This window comes from Halalkaliarchaeum desulfuricum (assembly GCF_002952775.1).
Classification (GTDB): Archaea; Halobacteriota; Halobacteria; order Halobacteriales; family Haloferacaceae; genus Halalkaliarchaeum; species Halalkaliarchaeum desulfuricum.
In genome coordinates this window covers 2,868,112-2,885,527 of sequence record NZ_CP025066.1, presented here as the reverse complement: position 1 = coordinate 2,885,527, position 17,416 = coordinate 2,868,112, and the positions used below count along the sequence as shown (strand labels likewise).

Genomic DNA, 17,416 nt, shown 5'->3' with positions numbered 1-17,416 from the left:
GTCACACGACGGTGTTTCAAAGGCCATTTATCCGATCGCTTCCCATCGCTTGCTATGGGTGCCCAGGTAGTGGTCGTCGGTTCCGGATACGCCGGTGCCGGGACCGTAACGGCCTTCGAGGATGCCATTCGCGACGGCGAAGCCGAACTGACCTGGATCTCGGACCGCGAGTATCACCTCGTGTTACACGAGGTCCACCGCGTCATCCGCGATCCCGATGTCGCGTCGAAGATCACCATCCCGGTGTCGGAGATCAAGTCCGACGCCACCGATTTCCTGCACGGCCGCGTCACCGGGATCGACACCGACGAGCGGACCGTCTCGCTTTCGGACGGTCGCGAGGTCGCGTACGATTACCTGCTCGTCGGGATCGGCTCCACGACGGCGTTTTACGGAATCGACGGCCTCGAGGAACACTCAGTCACCTTGAATGGGCTCGAGGACGCCCAGCGGATCCACAGCGAGGTGACTGAGGCAGGAAAGAACGCAACGCGCTCGGAGCCTGCCAGGGTAGTCGTCGGCGGTGCGGGCCTTTCGGGGATACAGACGGCCGGTGAGATCGCGACCTACCGCGACGACAAGCAGCTCCCGATCGAGGTCACCCTCGTGGAGGGGCTCGACGAGGTGTTCCCCGGAAAGGATCCGGCAGTCCAGGAGGCGCTCCGGAACCGTCTCGAAGCGCTCGACATCGAGATCCGTACGGGGAAGTTCGTCTCCGAGGTCGACGAGGGCACGCTTACGCTCGATGGGCAAAGCGAGGACGCTGACGGCGAACCTATCCCGTACGACGTGCTCGTGTGGACCGGCGGGATAACCGGCCAGGAAGAGATGGCCGACGTGAACGTCGAGAAGGACGATCGATCCCGGCGGGTGTACGCCGAGTCGGATTTCCGCACCAGCGACGACCGGGTGTTCGCGATCGGGGACGCGGCACTGGTCGACCAGGGCGACCGAGAGTTTGCCCCGCCGACGGCACAGGCGGCCTGGCAGGCAGCCGAGGTCGCCGGGGAGAACCTCGCGCGTGTCGTCCGTGGCGAACCCCTGCAAACATGGACACACACTGACAAAGGGACCGTCGTTTCCGTCGGCGAGAAGGCGGTCGCTCACGACGTTCAGGGTGTCCCGGTGTCGACGTTCGGCGGCCTTCCGGCGAAAGTGTTGAAAAAGGCAATCGCCGCCAGGTGGATCTACACCGTCGCCTCGGCGAAGCGGAGCGTGGACGCCTGGCCGGACATGTAGCGTTGCACTCGCCAGAAGTAGTCGAATAGTCGTCGGTTTCTCAGCGAACTGGGTCTGCCACGGGGGCCCGCATGTCGTCGATCCGCAGGACGAGCACGTTCGCGGTGTCGTCTTTTCCGTCGATGGTCCCCTCGATGACGAGTTTCGAAAGCGGCGTCGGTCCGACTCTCACCGAGTCGCCCTCGTGGAACTCACGGATCGATCCCTGGAGGTGGACCTCGGCACGGCACAGCTCCGGATGGTGGACAGAAGAGAGGTTGATCTCCTCGACGTTTGCGTTTTCGACCGTCTCCCCGTTGTGTTGCAGCGGTACCGAGGCGGGTTCGTCCATTCGCTGGATCTCCAGCGCGTCGTAGGCGGTCGCGGTCGGCTTGTACCCGCCTTTCGGCCCCGGGACTCCCTCCACGAGCTGGAGGGCTTTGAGGCTCTGCATCTGGTTGCGAATCGTGCCCGGGTTCCTGTCGACTTCTTCGGCGATCTCCTCCCCCTTGACGGCGTCTTCCGATTCCCCATAGAGGTTCACGAGTGCCGAGAGAATAGTTTTCTGGCTGGTTGTGAGTTCGATGTCTGCCATACCACTGATTCGGGTGGGGATTGCTTAAAAGCGGTGGATCAATATATCGCTTCATAAAGGGGGTTGGCGGGCCTCAGTCGGGGGCTGACGCGTCGAAGGTTGCAATCATGCATATGGACGGTTGCGTTTATGAACGCGAAGCGACACCGCGATTTCTGATGAAGCTCGGTATTCAGTTGTACCTTGCTGAATTATTTCTTTTGAATATTATTTCTCTTTTTGATATATTTGGTATAAAACGGGCTCGTTCGACGGTCCATAATTGGGTTCACAAAGCAGATCTACAGCACGAGAACGGACTGAGTCCGGATCACGTTGCGGTTGATGAGACTGTGATCGGACTCAACGACGAGCAATGCTGGCTGTACGCCGCTGTCGGTCCTCAAACAAACAAATTGCTCTATACACAGCTTGAGCCGACAACAAACAGCGTTCTCGTTCAACAGTTTCTCGCACAACACCGCGAGAAACACGACGTTGACGACGCTGTCTTTCTCACCGACGGCTCGCTTTCTCTGAAAGACGCATGCACTCGACACGGCCTTGATCTCCGCGTCGAACGCCACGAAGATCACAACAGCGTCGAACATATCTACTAAATAGTAAAATAACGTACCTACCTGTTTGCAAACTTCTTCAGAAACGCCGAAGCAAAAATCTGCTGCCGGCTGGTTCAGATCATTCAGTTTTGCGTGAAATCAGCTCATCTGAACACCGCCGGTTTGCGTTTCGACAATCAAATCCAACAGGGTGGAATCATACGGCACGAACAAGGTGCGAATCATAATGATTATTCTCGGCCGTAACCGGACGATCGGCGGGCCGGGTGGCCGACCGACCGGTAAATCGCTACAATAATCATATGAACCGAACGAACGGTGATGTTAACTCCGAACGGAAGAGGGGGTTACAAAGCATTCGGAATACGAAAACGAACTTCGTGATCGTCCAGGGGCTCCGGGAGTTCGGGCCTGCCTGGCTCTGGATGATCGCGGATCACGTCGATCACCCCGAACGGAGGATACACCGCCACCTACAGATCCACCTCCACTGTCTGTCCGCGGGGTAGGAACGCGAGTCCGTCCGCGAGCGCGACGCGGCTCGGTCCGTGACGGCCCGCCTTCGGTCCTCACTCACTCGACCGATTCGAACGTCGCGGTCCCGTTTCCGAAGGCGAGACGTTCGTGCTCGCGGATGACGGCGTCGGCCGGCAGGTCCTCGAGCAGCGCTTCGGAGACGCGGAACTCATTGAGATGGGTCGTGTTCTCGATCCAGGCCACCCGGACCGTCTCGGAGTCGTACCTGCCGAGTGCATTGAGCGCGATCCGCAGGGCCAGTTCGTCATCCGGCGCGACGATAGGGAGTTTCGACTTTGCGAGAGAACCGCTCGTCAGCGCGTTCGCGTAGGTTTTCTGCAGGTCGAGTTGTTCGATCGCCGCCTGTCGGGTGACGTCGGCCAGCCCGATTCCGTTTCCGTTGCCTTTCGTCCCTTCGGTCAGGCTGCGGGCGTATATCAGGGAGATGTCTGGCGATGCTGGGTCGGGCGCGTTGAGGACGCGGTAACGGCCGATCACGTTCGTGTCCATCCCCGCCCCGGAGATCTCTTTACCGACTTCGTCGACCACGAGGAGGTCGAGATCTTCGAACGGCAACGTCGCCATTTCCTCGCGGGCCAATTCGAGCAGTTCCTCCTCGCGCTCCTCGAGGCAATCCGCGGGGATCGCTTCGACGTGGCCCGTTTCCTCGTGGAAGTTCTCGACAATCGCGAGTCCGCCAAGCAGCGGTACCGATTCGCGGATTCTTTCGACCATCGATTCGATCGTCGGGACGTACCCCTGCTCGATGGCCGTCGAATGAAAGATCCGTGCCCCGGCCTGTTTGCCGAGGCCGACCGCGAGCATTTTGCAGAGTCCGCTCTCGATTCGACCGGTGAAGTTCGTATGTGGCTTCACTCGGTTGATCACCATCACCGCGTCTGCTTCGAGGGCAGCGACGGCGATATGTACTGCCGTCTCCGACCCGCCGACATCAACGGTACCGATCTGTTCGCCCTCCATCCGCGCATCAATCGGTGCTCCCACGCGTTCTTCCGTGATTTCGAGCGCCTCGAGTACCTCGCGCTGGCCCGCAGCCGTTGCGCCTCCGTGGCTGCCCATAGCCGGAACGAGGACCGATTCGAATCCCCGATCGTCGAGAAATGAGACTGTCTCGGCGACGATGTCGTCGATTTTGTGGATCCCCCTGCTGCCGACGCCGATGGCGATCGTTGCGCCAGTCTCGAGGTCGCCGAGCGGGAGGGTCGCCAGTTCCGCTCGCGTCGCTGCGAGCGGGTCCTCGAGGCTGATCGTGGACGGTTCGTAGTTGACCCTGACGAACGATGGATGAGATATGGGATCGATGAGATCGACGATCTCGGAACGATCGGGAAATTCCATACTGAAATATATCGAGGCTCGACGTATATAGTATGAACTCTCGAACCTGCCTAATGCGACACACGAAATCAGGATCCGAGTTCGATGAGGCGAGAGAGGGGAGATGGGGGCGGTGGAAAGGAGTGGGGAGAGGGAGCGGAGAAGGAGGTGGACAATTCCGACGGCGGTGGTTTGCCGTGCGAACGTTTGACGAGGGGTAAACCCTTTTGGCAGTAGTCCGCCCTGCTAGTGGTGTGGAGATCACAACGATCGAAAGCGTACCGGTAGCGATACCGTTCGAGGGGCCTGCCTCGTTCTCGAAGGGGACGCTGACCAATCGCGATCACGCGATCTCGTCAGCCCGGACCGACGGCTGCTGTGAGTACATCGGCTACACGCTTGGCTACAAGGGCACACCCACTCGGCGAGACGTTCGAGCCGCCGATCGTGTCGCTGCTCGTCGACGAGGATCCCCTTTTGCCCGACGTCGGGACGATGCCGCTCTCCGACGACCCGGGAGACGGTGTGGCCATAGACGGGGACTCGATCGACCGATTTAGGACCGACCACTGAGGACGTTACGCCAATGAAAGATTTCTCCAACCAGATAACGAACCGAACTGAGCGACGCGAGGTCAAGATCACGGACATCCGGACCTGCGTCGTCGAGGGAAATTTCGAGTGGAACCTGATCGAAATCGAGACCGACGCGGGCGTCATCGGTATCGGCGAAGCCTACCGTGGTGGCGGAATTCCCGAACTGGTCGAATACACGAAACGATTCCTTATCGGCGAAAATCCCCTCGACGTCCAGCGACTCTACCGGCGAATCATCCAGGAGATGTCAGGTCACGGCGGCACGACCGGAAAGGTCGTCACAGCGGCCTCCGGAATCGAAATCGCGCTGTGGGATGTGGCGGGCAAGATACTGGACGTGCCCGTCTACCAGCTATTGGGAGGAAAATTTCGCGACGAGGTCCGTATTTACTGTGATTGTCATGCCGGCGAAGCCTACGCCGTCGAGGACGGCTACACCGAGTACGCCGACGCCGACGCCTACTCGCCGGCGGCATACGCCAACGAGGCCCGTCGCGTCGTCGACATGGGCTTTACCGCGCTCAAGTTCGACCTCGACCTCGAGATGGACAACGACCCGGACCCGTTCAACGGTCGGCTCTCGAACGCGGCCATCGAGCACAAACGGCAGATCGTCGGGGCCGTCCGCGACGAGATCGGCGACGAGGTTGACCTTGCCTTCGACTGTCACTGGGACTACACCGTCGAGAGCGCGAAACGCCTCGGCACAGAACTGGAGCCCTACGACCTGATGTGGCTGGAGGACCTGATCCCGCCGGAGAACATCGACGCGCAGATCGAGGTATCGAAGGCGACCAGAACCCCCGTCGCGACCGGCGAGAACCGGTTTCGCGTCCACGAACTCTCGAAGCTGATCTACGAGCACGGGGTCGATATCGTGACGCCGGACCCGACCACCGTCGGCGGCCTCGGCGAGACGATGCGGATCGCCGATCGCGCCGAGGAGAACTACATTCCGATTTCTCCGCACAACGTCTGCACCCCTGTCGGAACGATGGCCTGCGTGCACCTTGGCGCCGCCATACCCAACTTCGACGTCCTGGAATACCACGCCTTGGACGTCGAGTGGTGGGACGATCTACTCGCTCGCGACGAACCAGTCATCCAGGACGGGTACGTCGAGGTACCGGAAGCGCCGGGGATCGGCGTCGAACTCGATCGCGACGTCGTCGCGGAACATGCGCTCGAGGGGACCACGACGTTCTAACCACCACCATGACTGGAACACCACCCCTCGACGACATCACCGTAATTGACTGCACCCAGATGCTCTCCGGGCCGTTCGCGACGCAGTTGCTCGCTGACCTCGGCGCGGACGTGATCAAAGTCGAACGGCCGGGCCAGGGAGACATCACGCGAAACGTCGGACCCGAGATCGGCGATTCTGGGATCAGCGCCTACTTCGCGTCGCTGAACAGGGGTAAACGTAGCGTCGAACTGGACCTGTCCACTGGAGAGGGTGCCGCTGCACTCGAGTCGCTGGCAGAGACGGCCGACGTTCTCGTCGAGAACTACCGCCCCGGGACGATGGCCGGCTGGGGTCTCGGATACGATGACCTCCGATCGGTCAACGAGGATCTCATTTACTGTTCGATCACGGGCTTTCTCAACGGACCGCACCGGGACCTCCCGGCGTTCGACATGGTCGTCCAGGCACTCGCCGGCAGCATGAGCATCACTGGCCAGCCTGATGGACCACCGGCGCGGCCGGGGATCCCGATCGGGGACATCTGCGCCGGGACTTACGCCGTCGTTGGGATCACGACTGCGCTGTACTCAGGCGGCGGTCGTCGCGTCGAGGTCCCGATGTTCGAGGGGCTCGTTTCCTGGCTCACCGAGCGTGCGGCTCGGACGTTCGTGACCGACGAACCGTACCCCCGACTGGGGACGGTCCACCCGACACTGGCCCCATACCGCGCATTCGAAACAGCGGACGGCTGGTTCGCGGTCGCGATCGGCAGTGAGGGTACCTGGCGGGAACTCTGTGACGCGATCGCCCGTCCCGACCTGATGACTGACGATCGCTTCGAGACGAACGACGACCGCGTCGCAAACCGAGACGCTCTCGCTGCGGAACTCGAGGGGATCTTCGAACGGAAAACGGCCGCGGAGTGGTTCGAACTGTTCCGCGATCATGGGCTTCCCGGCGCGCCGGTGAGGAACACGATCGAAGTGTTCGAGGACGACCACCTCCGGGCGAGTGGGACGCTTGCGGATCTCGAAATCGACGGCGTCGACCTTCCGTTTCCGGTCTGCCCGATCGAATTCTCCGGCGCGACGAAGCGGTCGGGTCACGGACAGCCACGGCTCGGCGAGCACACGGATTCCGTCCTCTCTGAAGTACTGCCTATAGAGACCGTGACGGCACTCCTCCAGCAAGGCGAGTGACGCCTTGGCCAGTCGGCGCGTCAACCCGAAACCGATGTTCCCCGCACCCATTTCGTCATCCGGCAGCATACCCCCGAATAGCGAACGTGAGCACCGATCCGGACGCCCCGAACGAGTCCGTCAGCGGTTGGATAGTTTCAGCTCGATTTCGTTGACCGCGCCCAGCAACAGGTCCGGTATTTCACGCCGGTAGTACGTGCCAGTCAGTCGTTTTGCGGGACCTGCTATGGAAACCGAGCCCTGGACCTCTCCCTCGAGGATGACCGGGGAAGCAACGGCGCGGATGCTGTCGTGAGACTCGCAGTCGTTGAAGGCGACCCCGTCGTCGATGACCGATTCGAGTTCCTCCTGCAACCGGTCCCGGGTCGTTATCGTCCGATCGGTAACCGGGGCGAGCCCGCGAGTTTCGACGATTTCGTCGACTGTTTCGTCGGGGAGGTGGGCCAGTATGGCCTTCCCCCCGGCGAGGGTGTGGAGCTTCTTTCGTTGACCCATCCAGGAGTTGGTCGGAACGCCACGATCGCCGGTCAGTCGATCCAGATACACTGCGTACCCACACTCTTCGACGAGCAGATTCACCGCTTCGTCTGTGTGCTCGATCAACTGTTCGAGCACCGGTCGGGAAACCTCCGTGAGGTCCTGGTAGTTCTGTCTGGCACGGACCCCGTCACCGAGAAACTTCAGCCCCAATCGGTACGTCCCGTCCTTTTTGATCACGTAATCCAGTTCCTGTAACGTTTCGAGGTGGCTGTGTGCGGTACTGTTCGCGATTCCGACGCGTTCGGCGAGTTCTGTCAGTCGCGCGTACTGGAGTTCGTGGAGAGTTTTGACGATGGCGAACGTCGTCTTCGTCGCCCCGATCCCCGTTCCTGTACCCGATTCGTCGGCCATTGGTGTACTATCGTATCCGCACTTGGCGTATAGTAGTTTCTATGTCATGACCCCCTAGAACTGGTTACCTGTTTCCGCCTGAACGAAGTCGTTGGACATCACGCATCTATGGTTGTAATAGATATGTCTCTCACAAGGGGACGTGGGCGGGGAGGGGTGAGGAAAACGGGAGTACAGAACCAGACCCGGAGCGGTCTTATTTCGGCAATACCGAAACACTCCAGACTACAACATGAACACTACAACATGAACCGCTGTGGCCACGGTCACGGAGTTGAGCCCAGATTTGAGATGTCCCACCATCGAACTGGAGTCCAGTTTCGCCAGCAGTGAAACGGCAGGCCCCCCGGCCTCGAGGTGTCCCGTCGACATTCTCGGGTTCTGGCGGCGGTCCTCGCGATCGTGGACGATGCGGCGATCACCACGTCAATCGCCTTTCGTCGGAGGCGAAAACAGCACTGGATCGGACCGACGAAAAAGATTATTGCGCTGGTATTTGAATCTCCACCTGTAATGTTAGACTATGTCTCTCTAGAGGCGGACCTCGACCAGGAGGAGCGAATGATCCGGGACACCGCCCGGGAGTTCGTCGACGAACACGTCAAACCAGACATCGGCGACAACTTCGAGGAGGGGACGTTTCCGACGGAACTGATCCCGAAGATGGGTGAATTGGGATTCTACGCCCCGAACCTCGAGGGATACGGCTCGCCGAACGTCTCCGAGACGGCCTACGGGCTCTTGATGCAGGAACTGGAAGCGGGCGACTCGGGCTTTCGCTCGATGGTGTCCGTCCAGGGTGCGCTCGTGATGTACCCGATCCACGCGTACGGGAGTGAGGAGCAGAAAACGGAGTGGCTCCCGAAACTCGGCCAGGGAGAGGCCGTCGGTTGCTTCGGCCTAACCGAACCGGAACACGGCTCGAACCCCTCCGCGATGAACACCTCCGCCGAGCGTGACGGCAACGACTACGTTCTCAACGGATCGAAAACCTGGATCACTAACTCGCCGATATCGGACGTGGCGATCGTCTGGGCCCGCGACCGCTCAGTCGACGATCAGCCGGTCCGGGGCTTTCTCGTCGAGACAGATCGCGACGGGGTCACCACCAACAAGATCACCGACAAGATCTCCCTCCGGGCGTCGATCACAGGTGAGATCGGCCTCAACGACGTCATCGTCCCCGAGGAGAACGTTCTCCCGGGTGTAACAGGGATGAAAGGTCCACTGTCCTGCCTGACGCAGGCCCGCTATGGCATCGCCTGGGGGGCCGTCGGGGCGGCGAGGGATTGTTTCGAACAAGCCCGCCAGTACGCGCTCGATCGGGACCAGTTCGGCGGTCCGATCGCCCGGTTCCAACTCCAGCAGGAGAAACTCGCGGAGATGGCCACCCAGATTACGCTCGGGCAGTTGCTGGTCTACCGGCTGGCCGATCTCAAGGAACGCGGTGACCTCCGTCCCCAACACGTCTCGATGGCAAAACGCAACAACGTCCGGATGGCCCGCGACCAGGCCCGCGTCGCCCGGGAGATCATCGGGGGCAACGGTATCACTACCGACTACTCCCCAATGCGTCACATGGCCAATATGGAGACAGTCTACACGTACGAGGGAACCCACGACATCCACACGCTGATCCTCGGTGAAGACCTCACCGGAATCCCGGCCTACCAGTAGGACGATGGTTGGCGAAGCACGCAAACCGGAAGGGACGACGGGGCCGCTCGAGGGAATCACCGTCGTCGACGCGTCACAGGTCCTCGTCGGGCCGTTCTGTACGATGCAACTCGGCGACCTCGGTGCCGACGTGATCAAGATCGAACGGCCGGATGGTGGCGACCAGACACGCGGGTGGTATCCGCCGCAGTTCGGTGAGAGTGAGAACGCGGTCAGCGCCTACTACGCGAGTGTGAACCGCAACAAGCGATCGGTAACCCTCAACCTCAAGACGGAACGCGGACGTGACATCCTACGTGATCTCGCCAGGGAGGCTGACGTCTTCGTCGAGAACTTCCGAGTCGGAACGCTCGAGGAGTGGGGTCTCGGCTACGAGGACCTCGCCGCCGAGAATCCCGATCTGGTCTACTGTTCCCTTTCGGGCTACGGGGAGTGGGGACCCTACGCCGATCGGCCCGCATACGATCTGATCATGCAGGCCGAAGGAGGGCTGATGAGCATCACCGGCCATCCGGACGAGACGCCAGTCCGGGTCGGCGTCGCGATCGCCGACATCGGGGCGGGGATGTACGCAACGCAGGCGATCCTCGCGGCGCTGTTCCACCGCGAACTCCATGACGCCGGCGGTCAGAAGGTGGACGTCAGCCTCTTCGACGGCCAGGTAGCCTGGATGTCCTACATGGCCAGCTACTACTTCGCGACGGGCGAATCCCCCGAGCGAATGGGGAGCAAACACCCGACTATCGCGCCCTACCAGGCCTTTCCGACTCGGGATGGCTACGTCGTCGTCGCGGCTGCCTCCGAGAACCTCTGGGAGAACTTCTGTGAGGCCCTCGAGCGACCGGATCTCCTCGAGGACGACCGGTTCCTGACGAACGCCGACCGGGTGGAACACAGGGAGGCACTCGAGGACCTCCTCGAGGCAGAACTGGCCGATTACGAGACTGATGACCTCCTCGCGGTGTTCGAGGACCACGACGTGCCCGCGCGGGCAGTTCACGACATGGCGGACGTTTTCGACCACCCCCAGGTCGAAGCCCGGAACATGCACCGACAGGTCGATCACCCGTCGGTCGGATCGATCGAGATGGCTGGATGTCCGATGCATCTCTCCGGCACACCTACATCGATCCGAAAACACCCGCCAGAACTCGGCGAGCACACTGACGAACTGCTCGCCGAACTCGGATACTCCGACGACGAGGTCGCACGGCTGAAAGAGGACGGAGTCGTCTGATCAGCGACGGGTCGGTGGTGGTTGTTCCGGTCCTGACCGTGTGGCTATGCAGTCTTCGGTCGTCGACCACCACCTCGGGGGTTGTGAGTCCTTGCTCTTACACACGGTATCACGGCGCGTTGTCGAGTGGATACAGCAGTTCGGGCGACCCGTCATTGTCTTTGAAGACCTCAAAGATATGCGAGTTATCACGTACAAAGCGGCGTGGCAGGGGAGTCCTTCAGACGATATTGACTCTGAGTCCACCAGTCAACGGTGCCCGGTCTGCGGACACACAGAACGGGCGAACCGGCGAGGAAAGCGGTTCAACTGCCGTGCCTGCTCTCGACACACTTCCGCAGGTTCAGAAGTGGGAGTTGCGACGGCAGGCATCGGGGCCTGTGGACGGCCCGACCGTGGCCTCTGATACCGCCCGAGGGCATCTTCCCGATGGTATCCGAGGCGTGTCCGACTAATTTGTGGAGCGAGAACGGACACCCCGCAAGATCATTGAAAAGGGTATTCGCCACCATCTTGGTGGACTATCACTCTCGAATACAGTTATTCTTCTTGATTATTTGGGTGTGGACTGGAGTCGTGTCGCTGTTTACAACAGAATCCAAAAAGCCGATATACAGCCAGCTGACGGTGATAATCCGGATCGCGTTGCGGTTGATCAAAAGGCGATCCGGTTCAATGACGAGCAGTACTGGCTGTACGCTGCTGTCGACCCACAGACGAACAGGATCCTTCCCTCAGGGCTGTTTCCGACGTATACGATTTCGATCGCACGAGAATTTCTTACTGAATTAGCTGAGAAACACGACATCGAAAATGCTGTATTTCTCGTCGATGTCGCCGACGATCTGATCGGTGGGCTCCGCCGTGAAGGCTACAGCTATCGCGTCGAACAACACGGCTTCAGAAACGCCGTCGAACATGTATTTAGAGAAGTAGAACGACGAAATCATTTGTTTTCAAACTGTTTCAGTCACGTCGACCCACCTACCGCAGAAACGTGATTACCTATCGACGCCGGCAACAGTACTTCGCTGAGAACGGCGACGTGTGGGATGCCGAATACACCGACCTCTACGACGAGTACGCGCCGGTCCTCGGGAAAGCGACGTGCCAGCAACTCGCGCGCAAAAACAGCGAGGCCTGGCGGAGTCACTTCTCGTTGCTCGAGACCTACCACGACGCGTCCGACACCAGAGTCACAGAAAAGCCAGCGCCACCGGGATACTGGGGCACCCGGGAGGACGGCTACCAGTTGCACGGGCTCGTCCGCAACGACCTGTACAGCTTCGACTGGGAGGAGACCACGAGCACACTCGATTCAGAGAACACGACGCAGTCAGCCGCGATCGACGTCGGGACGAACAACACGCTCGCGATCGTCACCGACACGGGTGAGAGGGCCGTCTACCACGCCCGACCCGAGTTCGAACGGTTCCAGGAGTACACCGAGCGAATTGCCACACTGCAGTCAGCACTCCCTGACGAGCAGTGTACGAGCCAGTTGATCCAGCGCCTGTACGATCAGCGGTCGCGCACACGGGACCACAGCCGGGACGGGGCGATCAAACACGCCGCCGAGTGGCTGCTTGCACGCAACGTCGATACCGTCTACGTCGGCGAGTTGACTGATGTACTGGAGACGCACTGGCCGGCGGATGTGAACGAGAAGACGCATGCGTTCTGATCGCATCGCCAACTGCTCGACCGGATTCGAGTGACGTTCGGTGACGGTGGGATCGCAATCGAGGCGGTGAGCGAAGCCGACTCGAGCAGCGAGTGCCCGTCGTACGGGAGTGAGACGGTGACGCGGCGTGGCGATTCATTCCGCTGTCACGACTGTGCGCTGGAGGCACACAGTGACGTGGCAGGCGCGTGGAACCTGTTGCAGTCTGAAGTGGGGCCGATGGCTCGGCCTGCTGGCCTGTCTGCTGGACGCGACAGGGACGCATCCGAGAACTCCCCTGATAATGATTATTCTCGGCCGTAACCGGACGATCGGCCCACCGGGTGGCCGATCGACCGGTAAATCGCTACAATAATCATTATGAGTGTGAAGGAGCGTACTGGCAGTGGAACGAACACGACTGGAGACCCGCCGAGGTTGGGGAACAGTCGGGTTCAGTTGACCAACCCAGCATCAGCGAACCCGCAAGTTCACAGCCGGGGTAATCGACTGGGTGGATTACCCACGGAGGAATCTTCGCCCTTCACGCGGAGAGGAACTCAAGACGACTGATCGGCTTCGGCGTCGGACGGTCGACTCTCCGCGGGCTGGCGTTCGGCGATCGCATCGTCTTCCCTCGGGGAGACGCTGACTGTCAGTACGGGAAGTGAAGACGCACGAACGACCTTCTCGGCGACGGAGCCGAGCAGCAGACGGTCGATCCCCCCGCGACCGTGGGTCCCCATCACGATGAGATCACAGCCGGTCTCTTCGGCCTCCCGAACGATACAACGGCTCGGCGTCCCTTCCACGATCGACGTTTCGACCGGGATCGAACGGTCCTCGGCTCGCTCTCGAACCGTCTCGACAGCCTCCTCTGCGTCCGACCGGAGCAGCTCGTCGACCCCCTCCCAGGCGGTTTCCATCGGTAGACCCGCGTAGCTTGCAGTGTTTACGACGTACAGCGCGTGAACTGTCGCACCGTGGGCCTCGGCGAGGTCGAGCGCGTGGTCGACGGCGCGTTCGACTTCCGCCGAACCGTCCGTCGGAATCAAGATACGGCTGTACATTCGGGTGAACTCGTCTCAATCTTCGGGCCGAACGACTTAATCTTTCCTCCCGGAACAGATTGCCGGTTCACAGGTCGACTGTCGTGCCGACGCCGGCGTCGACCGCACGATCGTAGACGAACGCGGCGGCGGCCGCATCGAGAACGGCGGTGCCGACGGAGCCGACCACGATGATTTCCTCGTCGTCGGTTCTGCCAGACTCCCCGGAGAGCGCCGCAGAAAACGGCGTGAGATCCGCCGGTTCCTGGTGTGGAAAGTCGCCGGTCTCTGCCACCTCTTCCGGCACGTCGGCGAACAGTCGATCGGCGCGATCGACCGTCCGGTCGTCCAACTCCCGCATCGATTCCTCGTAGGCACCGACTGCGACGACGAGCGTGCCCGGAGAGAGCGACTCGCCGTCGAACACCGGACGGGTCGCAGTTGTCGCCGTGACGACGACGTCCCCTTCCTCGACTGCGGCATCCGTCGTATCGACTGCTCGGGCGGGGATCCCGCGGTCCCGCAGATCGGACGCACAGACGTCCCGGGAGTCGCTCGGCGAGTAGACGAACACTTCCTCGAGCTCCCTCGAGGCGGCGATCGCACGGACCTGCCATCGAGCCTGCGCACCCGCGCCGATCACTCCCACCGTGATCGGGCCGTCGACAGCGAGTTCCCGCGCGGCGAGCCCGCCGATACAGCCGGTCCGCGCGTTAGTAATCCGAGTGCCCGCCAGATAGCCGACGGGAAGCCCAGTATCGGCGGCAATAAGTGAGATCGTGGCGTTCACGGTGGGATATCCCCGCTTTAGGTTCCCCTCGTGGACGTTCGCGAGTTTGACCACGAAGTACGGCGATCCGTGGATGTACGCCGGCATCACGAGCCCAGTCCCGAGCGGTTCATCGATCGACTGCGGATCCATATCGGTTCGACGGTCGCCGTCGAGTCCCGCGCCGATCGGCACGTGAGGCCGTTCGGGACGCTCTACCTCGCCGGCCGCGTCCTTTCGAAACGCCGCTGCGATCTCGGGAAGCAGCGCCGAAAGGTCCAGAACCGCGCTCACGTCGTGGTCGGAGAGTACGCGCATGGGGGGAAAACGACGCGCCAGGACAAGGAGTTTGCGTCCGCTGGATCGTGTCCGGTGGACGTCGCCGCCGTCGCAACGGTTTTGCGTGCCGGCACGAACGTGAGTGTATGACTGTCGTGGTTGTCGGGTGTGGGATCGTCGGCGCGGCCTGTGCGTACGAACTCGCCTCGAGAGGCGTCGACGTCGACGTGTACGAGTCGGGATCGATCGGCGGCGGGAGCACCGCCCGATCTGCGGGGGGCGTCCGGTCGCAGTTCTCGACTCCGGTGAACGTCGAACTCTCGCGGGCGTCGCTTCCGGTCTGGGAGTCCTTCGAGGAAGAGTTCGGCGTCGACATCGGCTTTCGACAGGTCGGCTATCTCTTCTTGGCCCGCGAGGAGAAAACGGCGGCGACGTTCCGGGAAAACGTCGCCATGCAGCGGGAGTTCGGCGTCCCCGTGGAGTTTCTCGCACCCGAAGAGCTCCGGGATCGGTATCCGAACCTCCACGCCGAAGCGTTCGAGGGCGGTACCTACGCCGACTGTGACGGGTTTGCGGACCCGTACCTCGCGTTGCAGGGATACGCCGCCGCCGCTCGCGAGGAAGGCGCGACGATCCACACCCACTCGCCGGTGACCGACGTGCTCCGGGACGGGTCCGACGAAGACGCCCCCGTGTCCGGCGTGGTTGCCGACGGAGAACAGGTCGACGCCGACGCCGTCGTGAACGCGGCTGGACCCTGGGCGGGCGAAGTGGCGGCGATGGCCGAGGTTGACCTGCCGGTTTCGCCGCGTCGGCGACAGGCGCTCGTGGTGGACCCCACGACGCCAGTGCCCGAGGACGCGCCGCTTTCGATCGACCTCGACGTCGGCGTCTACTTCCGGCCCGAACGGGAGGGGGCAGCGATCGTCGGTGGCGAATTCGGCGGCGAAGATCCGGAACAGGATCCCGACAGGTACGACGAGAAAACGGACCTCGAGTGGGCCGCGACGGCGATCGAGCGGGCGGCCGACGTTGCCTCGTACTTCGGTCCCGAAACCCGGATCAGGCGCGGTTGGGCCGGCCTGTACGCTGTCACCCCGGACAACCACCCGATACTCGAGGAGACTGTCCCCGGATTTATCAACGCCGTCGGCTATTCGGGCCATGGATTCCAGCACGCCCCGGCGACCGGCACCGTCGTCGCCGAACTGTACGTCGACGGCGAGGCGTCGACGATAGACGTCTCAGGGCTCGCGAGCGACCGGTTCGAAACCGGCCTCACCCACGTCGAGCGGAACGTCGCCTGACGTGACCCAGAGGAAACGAGCCCCTCACCGCGGCAAAACGTCGGGGTCACCCGAGTAGTAGATGTACCGGGAGCCGATGCTGACGAGGTCCGAATCCGCCGCCAGGGCGCGGCGCTTCGCGGCGTCGAGGTACGCCTCGGTGATCGAGACGATCCGGTCGTACGCTTGTGCGTCCGACTCGGCGAGCAGATATTCCGCGGTGACGGGAGTCAGTTGATCGTCGGCGAGATCCCGTCGATAGTCGTCGACGTCGTCGAGCCAGACCTGTGCGCCGATGATCGACAGCACGATCGACAGTTCGAAGGCGGGGTCGATGTCGATTCCGGCGGCGCGGTACATGTCGATCATCCCGTCGTAGATGACGCCGACACGGCCGTACTGCGTTTTGAAGTAGGGCAGATCGACTGGGAGTTCCGAGAGTAGCGCTGGCGGATCGTCGAACTCCGCGAACTTGTACTCCTCGCGAATCGAGTCGAGTGCTTCCGCCTCGCCCTCCTTGGCGTCCACGAAGAGCTGTCGGAAGTGGGGATCCCTGTCCTGGTGAGCCTCAGACAGTTCTACTGCGCGATCATATGCGGCTTTTACCTCGTCGTCGAACGCATCGAACCGGGCGTCGACGTCGGCCTGGAGCGTCGCCTGGACCACCTCCGCGAGTCGGCGACGATCCGTCTCGCCCTCCAGCGGGAAGTTGACCCGGAAATCATCGTACTCGCCGTCGTTCAGGGCGTCCCGAACGTCGCCGTCGAGCAGCGCCACGACCACGAGTTCCGTGACCGCCTCCGCGGTTTCGACGGTGGCGTCTCCGCGTTCGTCCCGATCGGCGTATACGTGTGCGAGCGTCAACTCGACCGGCATCGTGAGTTTGGTGCCGTAGTCGAACGTCACCTCCTCGGCCCCCCGGTCGAACTCCGCCGCGATCGCTCGCTCGACGTCGCCGAACGCCTCGTCGACGATTTCGTCGACCCGGTCTTCGGCCCGGCGATGGGCTCGGATCGACCCGATTGCGGGCCGTCCCGTGTCGGCGTAGTGGTCCAGCGCCGCCCGCAGCGAGGTCGGAACGCGCCCGCTCCCGGCGATCCGTCCGGCGATCCGACGGGGGAGCGGTTCGCCGGAGTCGACTTCCCCATCGTCGGGATCGGTCGTTCCGTGCGTCTCCATACCCTGGAGAACCCGAGGCAACTACTCAAACCTACTGTTCTCAGTCGCCGGGTCGATTCACGCCAGGTGACACCGCCTTTTCGTCCATCGATATCGGAGGATACATGTGTACTCACGGCCGAGTACTCCCGAATCCACTCCCTTCGCCACGCGAACAGTCCCCGCCAGCGGTTT

The 17,416-nt window shown here is 61.8% G+C and carries 16 protein-coding genes and 2 pseudogenes; 12 read left to right on the top strand and 6 right to left on the bottom strand.

Features of this window, described 5'->3' with window-relative positions; all coding sequences use genetic code 11:
- The first annotated feature begins 54 nt into the window (after positions 1-54).
- A complete protein-coding gene (locus AArcSl_RS14300; RefSeq protein ID WP_119820756.1) occupies positions 55-1,239 on the top strand; it encodes an NAD(P)/FAD-dependent oxidoreductase in 1,185 nt (394 codons plus the stop codon).
- Between the two features lie 40 nt (positions 1,240-1,279).
- Here AArcSl_RS14300 and AArcSl_RS14295 read toward each other — a convergent pair whose 3' ends face one another.
- A complete protein-coding gene (locus AArcSl_RS14295; RefSeq protein ID WP_119820753.1) occupies positions 1,280-1,813 on the bottom strand; it encodes an Rrf2 family transcriptional regulator in 534 nt (177 codons plus the stop codon).
- A 107-nt stretch (positions 1,814-1,920) separates the two neighbouring features.
- Between AArcSl_RS14295 and AArcSl_RS14290 the strand changes: the two are divergent.
- Positions 1,921-2,509: pseudogene (locus AArcSl_RS14290) on the top strand (IS6 family transposase).
- A 437-nt stretch (positions 2,510-2,946) separates the two neighbouring features.
- On the opposite strand, the gene AArcSl_RS14280 reads toward AArcSl_RS14290, so the two are convergent.
- Positions 2,947-4,248, bottom strand: coding sequence for a DUF362 domain-containing protein (locus tag AArcSl_RS14280; protein WP_119820748.1), 1,302 nt, complete (start codon positions 4,246-4,248; stop codon positions 2,947-2,949).
- A 378-nt stretch (positions 4,249-4,626) separates the two neighbouring features.
- Here AArcSl_RS14280 and AArcSl_RS16870 point away from each other — a divergent pair, with 378 nt between their 5' ends.
- Genes AArcSl_RS16870 through AArcSl_RS14270 form a run of 3 tightly spaced genes read left to right on the top strand, consistent with a single transcriptional unit; the run spans position 4,627 to position 7,212 of the window.
- Positions 4,627-4,800 carry a hypothetical protein gene (locus AArcSl_RS16870; RefSeq protein ID WP_154670822.1) on the top strand — a complete coding sequence of 58 codons (174 nt, stop codon included), beginning with the start codon at positions 4,627-4,629 and terminating at the stop codon, positions 4,798-4,800.
- A gap of 13 nt (positions 4,801-4,813) precedes the next feature.
- Positions 4,814-6,031: a mandelate racemase/muconate lactonizing enzyme family protein gene (locus AArcSl_RS14275; protein WP_119820745.1), complete on the top strand. Its 1,218-nt coding sequence runs from the start codon at positions 4,814-4,816 to the stop codon at positions 6,029-6,031.
- 8 nt (positions 6,032-6,039) lie between these two features.
- Complete coding sequence (locus AArcSl_RS14270; protein WP_119820742.1) at positions 6,040-7,212, top strand: CaiB/BaiF CoA transferase family protein; 1,173 nt, start codon at positions 6,040-6,042, stop codon at positions 7,210-7,212.
- 120 nt (positions 7,213-7,332) lie between these two features.
- On the opposite strand, the gene AArcSl_RS14265 is transcribed toward AArcSl_RS14270, so the two are convergent.
- Positions 7,333-8,103 carry an IclR family transcriptional regulator gene (locus AArcSl_RS14265; protein ID WP_119820739.1) on the bottom strand — a complete coding sequence of 257 codons (771 nt, stop codon included), beginning with the start codon at positions 8,101-8,103 and terminating at the stop codon, positions 7,333-7,335.
- 513 nt (positions 8,104-8,616) lie between these two features.
- Here AArcSl_RS14265 and AArcSl_RS14260 point away from each other — a divergent pair.
- The 6 genes and pseudogenes from AArcSl_RS14260 (at position 8,617) to AArcSl_RS17820 (ending at position 13,004) form a co-directional block, all read left to right on the top strand.
- Positions 8,617-9,780 carry an acyl-CoA dehydrogenase family protein gene (locus tag AArcSl_RS14260; protein ID WP_119820736.1) on the top strand — a complete coding sequence of 388 codons (1,164 nt, stop codon included), beginning with the start codon at positions 8,617-8,619 and terminating at the stop codon, positions 9,778-9,780.
- 4 nt (positions 9,781-9,784) lie between these two features.
- Positions 9,785-11,017, top strand: a complete 1,233-nt coding sequence (locus AArcSl_RS14255; protein ID WP_119820733.1) for a CaiB/BaiF CoA transferase family protein — start codon at positions 9,785-9,787, stop codon at positions 11,015-11,017.
- Between the two features lie 97 nt (positions 11,018-11,114).
- Positions 11,115-11,472 (top strand): annotated as a pseudogene (locus AArcSl_RS14250) (zinc ribbon domain-containing protein); the annotation flags it as partial.
- A gap of 3 nt (positions 11,473-11,475) precedes the next feature.
- Positions 11,476-12,018 (top strand): DDE-type integrase/transposase/recombinase, encoded by a 543-nt coding sequence (locus tag AArcSl_RS14245; RefSeq protein WP_119820730.1) that lies wholly within the window; start codon positions 11,476-11,478, stop codon positions 12,016-12,018.
- Entirely contained in the window at positions 12,015-12,701 is a 687-nt protein-coding gene (locus AArcSl_RS17255; protein WP_217563462.1) for a transposase, read from the top strand. Before AArcSl_RS14245 ends, AArcSl_RS17255 begins: the two co-directional genes overlap by 4 nt.
- Positions 12,702-12,731: 30 nt before the next feature.
- Positions 12,732-13,004: a zinc ribbon domain-containing protein gene (locus AArcSl_RS17820; protein WP_217563461.1), complete on the top strand. Its 273-nt coding sequence runs from the start codon at positions 12,732-12,734 to the stop codon at positions 13,002-13,004.
- 236 nt (positions 13,005-13,240) lie between these two features.
- Here the strand turns inward: AArcSl_RS17820 and AArcSl_RS14235 are convergent, their stop codons facing one another.
- Both AArcSl_RS14235 and AArcSl_RS14230 read right to left on the bottom strand, forming a co-directional pair.
- Entirely contained in the window at positions 13,241-13,750 is a 510-nt protein-coding gene (locus AArcSl_RS14235) for a universal stress protein (RefSeq protein WP_119820713.1), read from the bottom strand.
- Between the two features lie 67 nt (positions 13,751-13,817).
- Positions 13,818-14,816 (bottom strand): ornithine cyclodeaminase family protein, encoded by a 999-nt coding sequence (locus AArcSl_RS14230; RefSeq protein ID WP_119820710.1) that lies wholly within the window; start codon positions 14,814-14,816, stop codon positions 13,818-13,820.
- A gap of 107 nt (positions 14,817-14,923) precedes the next feature.
- Here AArcSl_RS14230 and AArcSl_RS14225 point away from each other — a divergent pair, with 107 nt between their 5' ends.
- Positions 14,924-16,084: an NAD(P)/FAD-dependent oxidoreductase gene (locus AArcSl_RS14225; RefSeq protein ID WP_119820707.1), complete on the top strand. Its 1,161-nt coding sequence runs from the start codon at positions 14,924-14,926 to the stop codon at positions 16,082-16,084.
- A 24-nt stretch (positions 16,085-16,108) separates the two neighbouring features.
- Here AArcSl_RS14225 and AArcSl_RS14220 read toward each other — a convergent pair whose 3' ends face one another.
- A complete protein-coding gene (locus AArcSl_RS14220) occupies positions 16,109-17,242 on the bottom strand; it encodes a hypothetical protein (RefSeq protein WP_119820704.1) in 1,134 nt (377 codons plus the stop codon).
- Between the last annotated feature and the right edge of the window lie 174 nt (positions 17,243-17,416).

Bases quoted from the DNA above. Each gene is read 5' to 3' on its own strand.
- AArcSl_RS14300 (WP_119820756.1), top strand. From the start codon at position 55: ATGGGTGCCCAGGTAGTGGTCGTCGGTTCCGGATACGCCGGTGCCGGG.
- AArcSl_RS14295 (WP_119820753.1), bottom strand. From the start codon at position 1,813: ATGGCAGACATCGAACTCACAACCAGCCAGAAAACTATTCTCTCGGCA.
- AArcSl_RS14280 (WP_119820748.1), bottom strand. From the start codon at position 4,248: ATGGAATTTCCCGATCGTTCCGAGATCGTCGATCTCATCGATCCCATA.
- AArcSl_RS14275 (WP_119820745.1), top strand. From the start codon at position 4,814: ATGAAAGATTTCTCCAACCAGATAACGAACCGAACTGAGCGACGCGAG.
- AArcSl_RS14270 (WP_119820742.1), top strand. From the start codon at position 6,040: ATGACTGGAACACCACCCCTCGACGACATCACCGTAATTGACTGCACC.
- AArcSl_RS14265 (WP_119820739.1), bottom strand. From the start codon at position 8,103: ATGGCCGACGAATCGGGTACAGGAACGGGGATCGGGGCGACGAAGACG.
- AArcSl_RS14260 (WP_119820736.1), top strand. From the start codon at position 8,617: ATGTTAGACTATGTCTCTCTAGAGGCGGACCTCGACCAGGAGGAGCGA.
- AArcSl_RS14255 (WP_119820733.1), top strand. From the start codon at position 9,785: ATGGTTGGCGAAGCACGCAAACCGGAAGGGACGACGGGGCCGCTCGAG.
- AArcSl_RS14235 (WP_119820713.1), bottom strand. From the start codon at position 13,750: ATGTACAGCCGTATCTTGATTCCGACGGACGGTTCGGCGGAAGTCGAA.
- AArcSl_RS14230 (WP_119820710.1), bottom strand. From the start codon at position 14,816: ATGCGCGTACTCTCCGACCACGACGTGAGCGCGGTTCTGGACCTTTCG.
- AArcSl_RS14225 (WP_119820707.1), top strand. From the start codon at position 14,924: ATGACTGTCGTGGTTGTCGGGTGTGGGATCGTCGGCGCGGCCTGTGCG.
- AArcSl_RS14220 (WP_119820704.1), bottom strand. From the start codon at position 17,242: ATGGAGACGCACGGAACGACCGATCCCGACGATGGGGAAGTCGACTCC.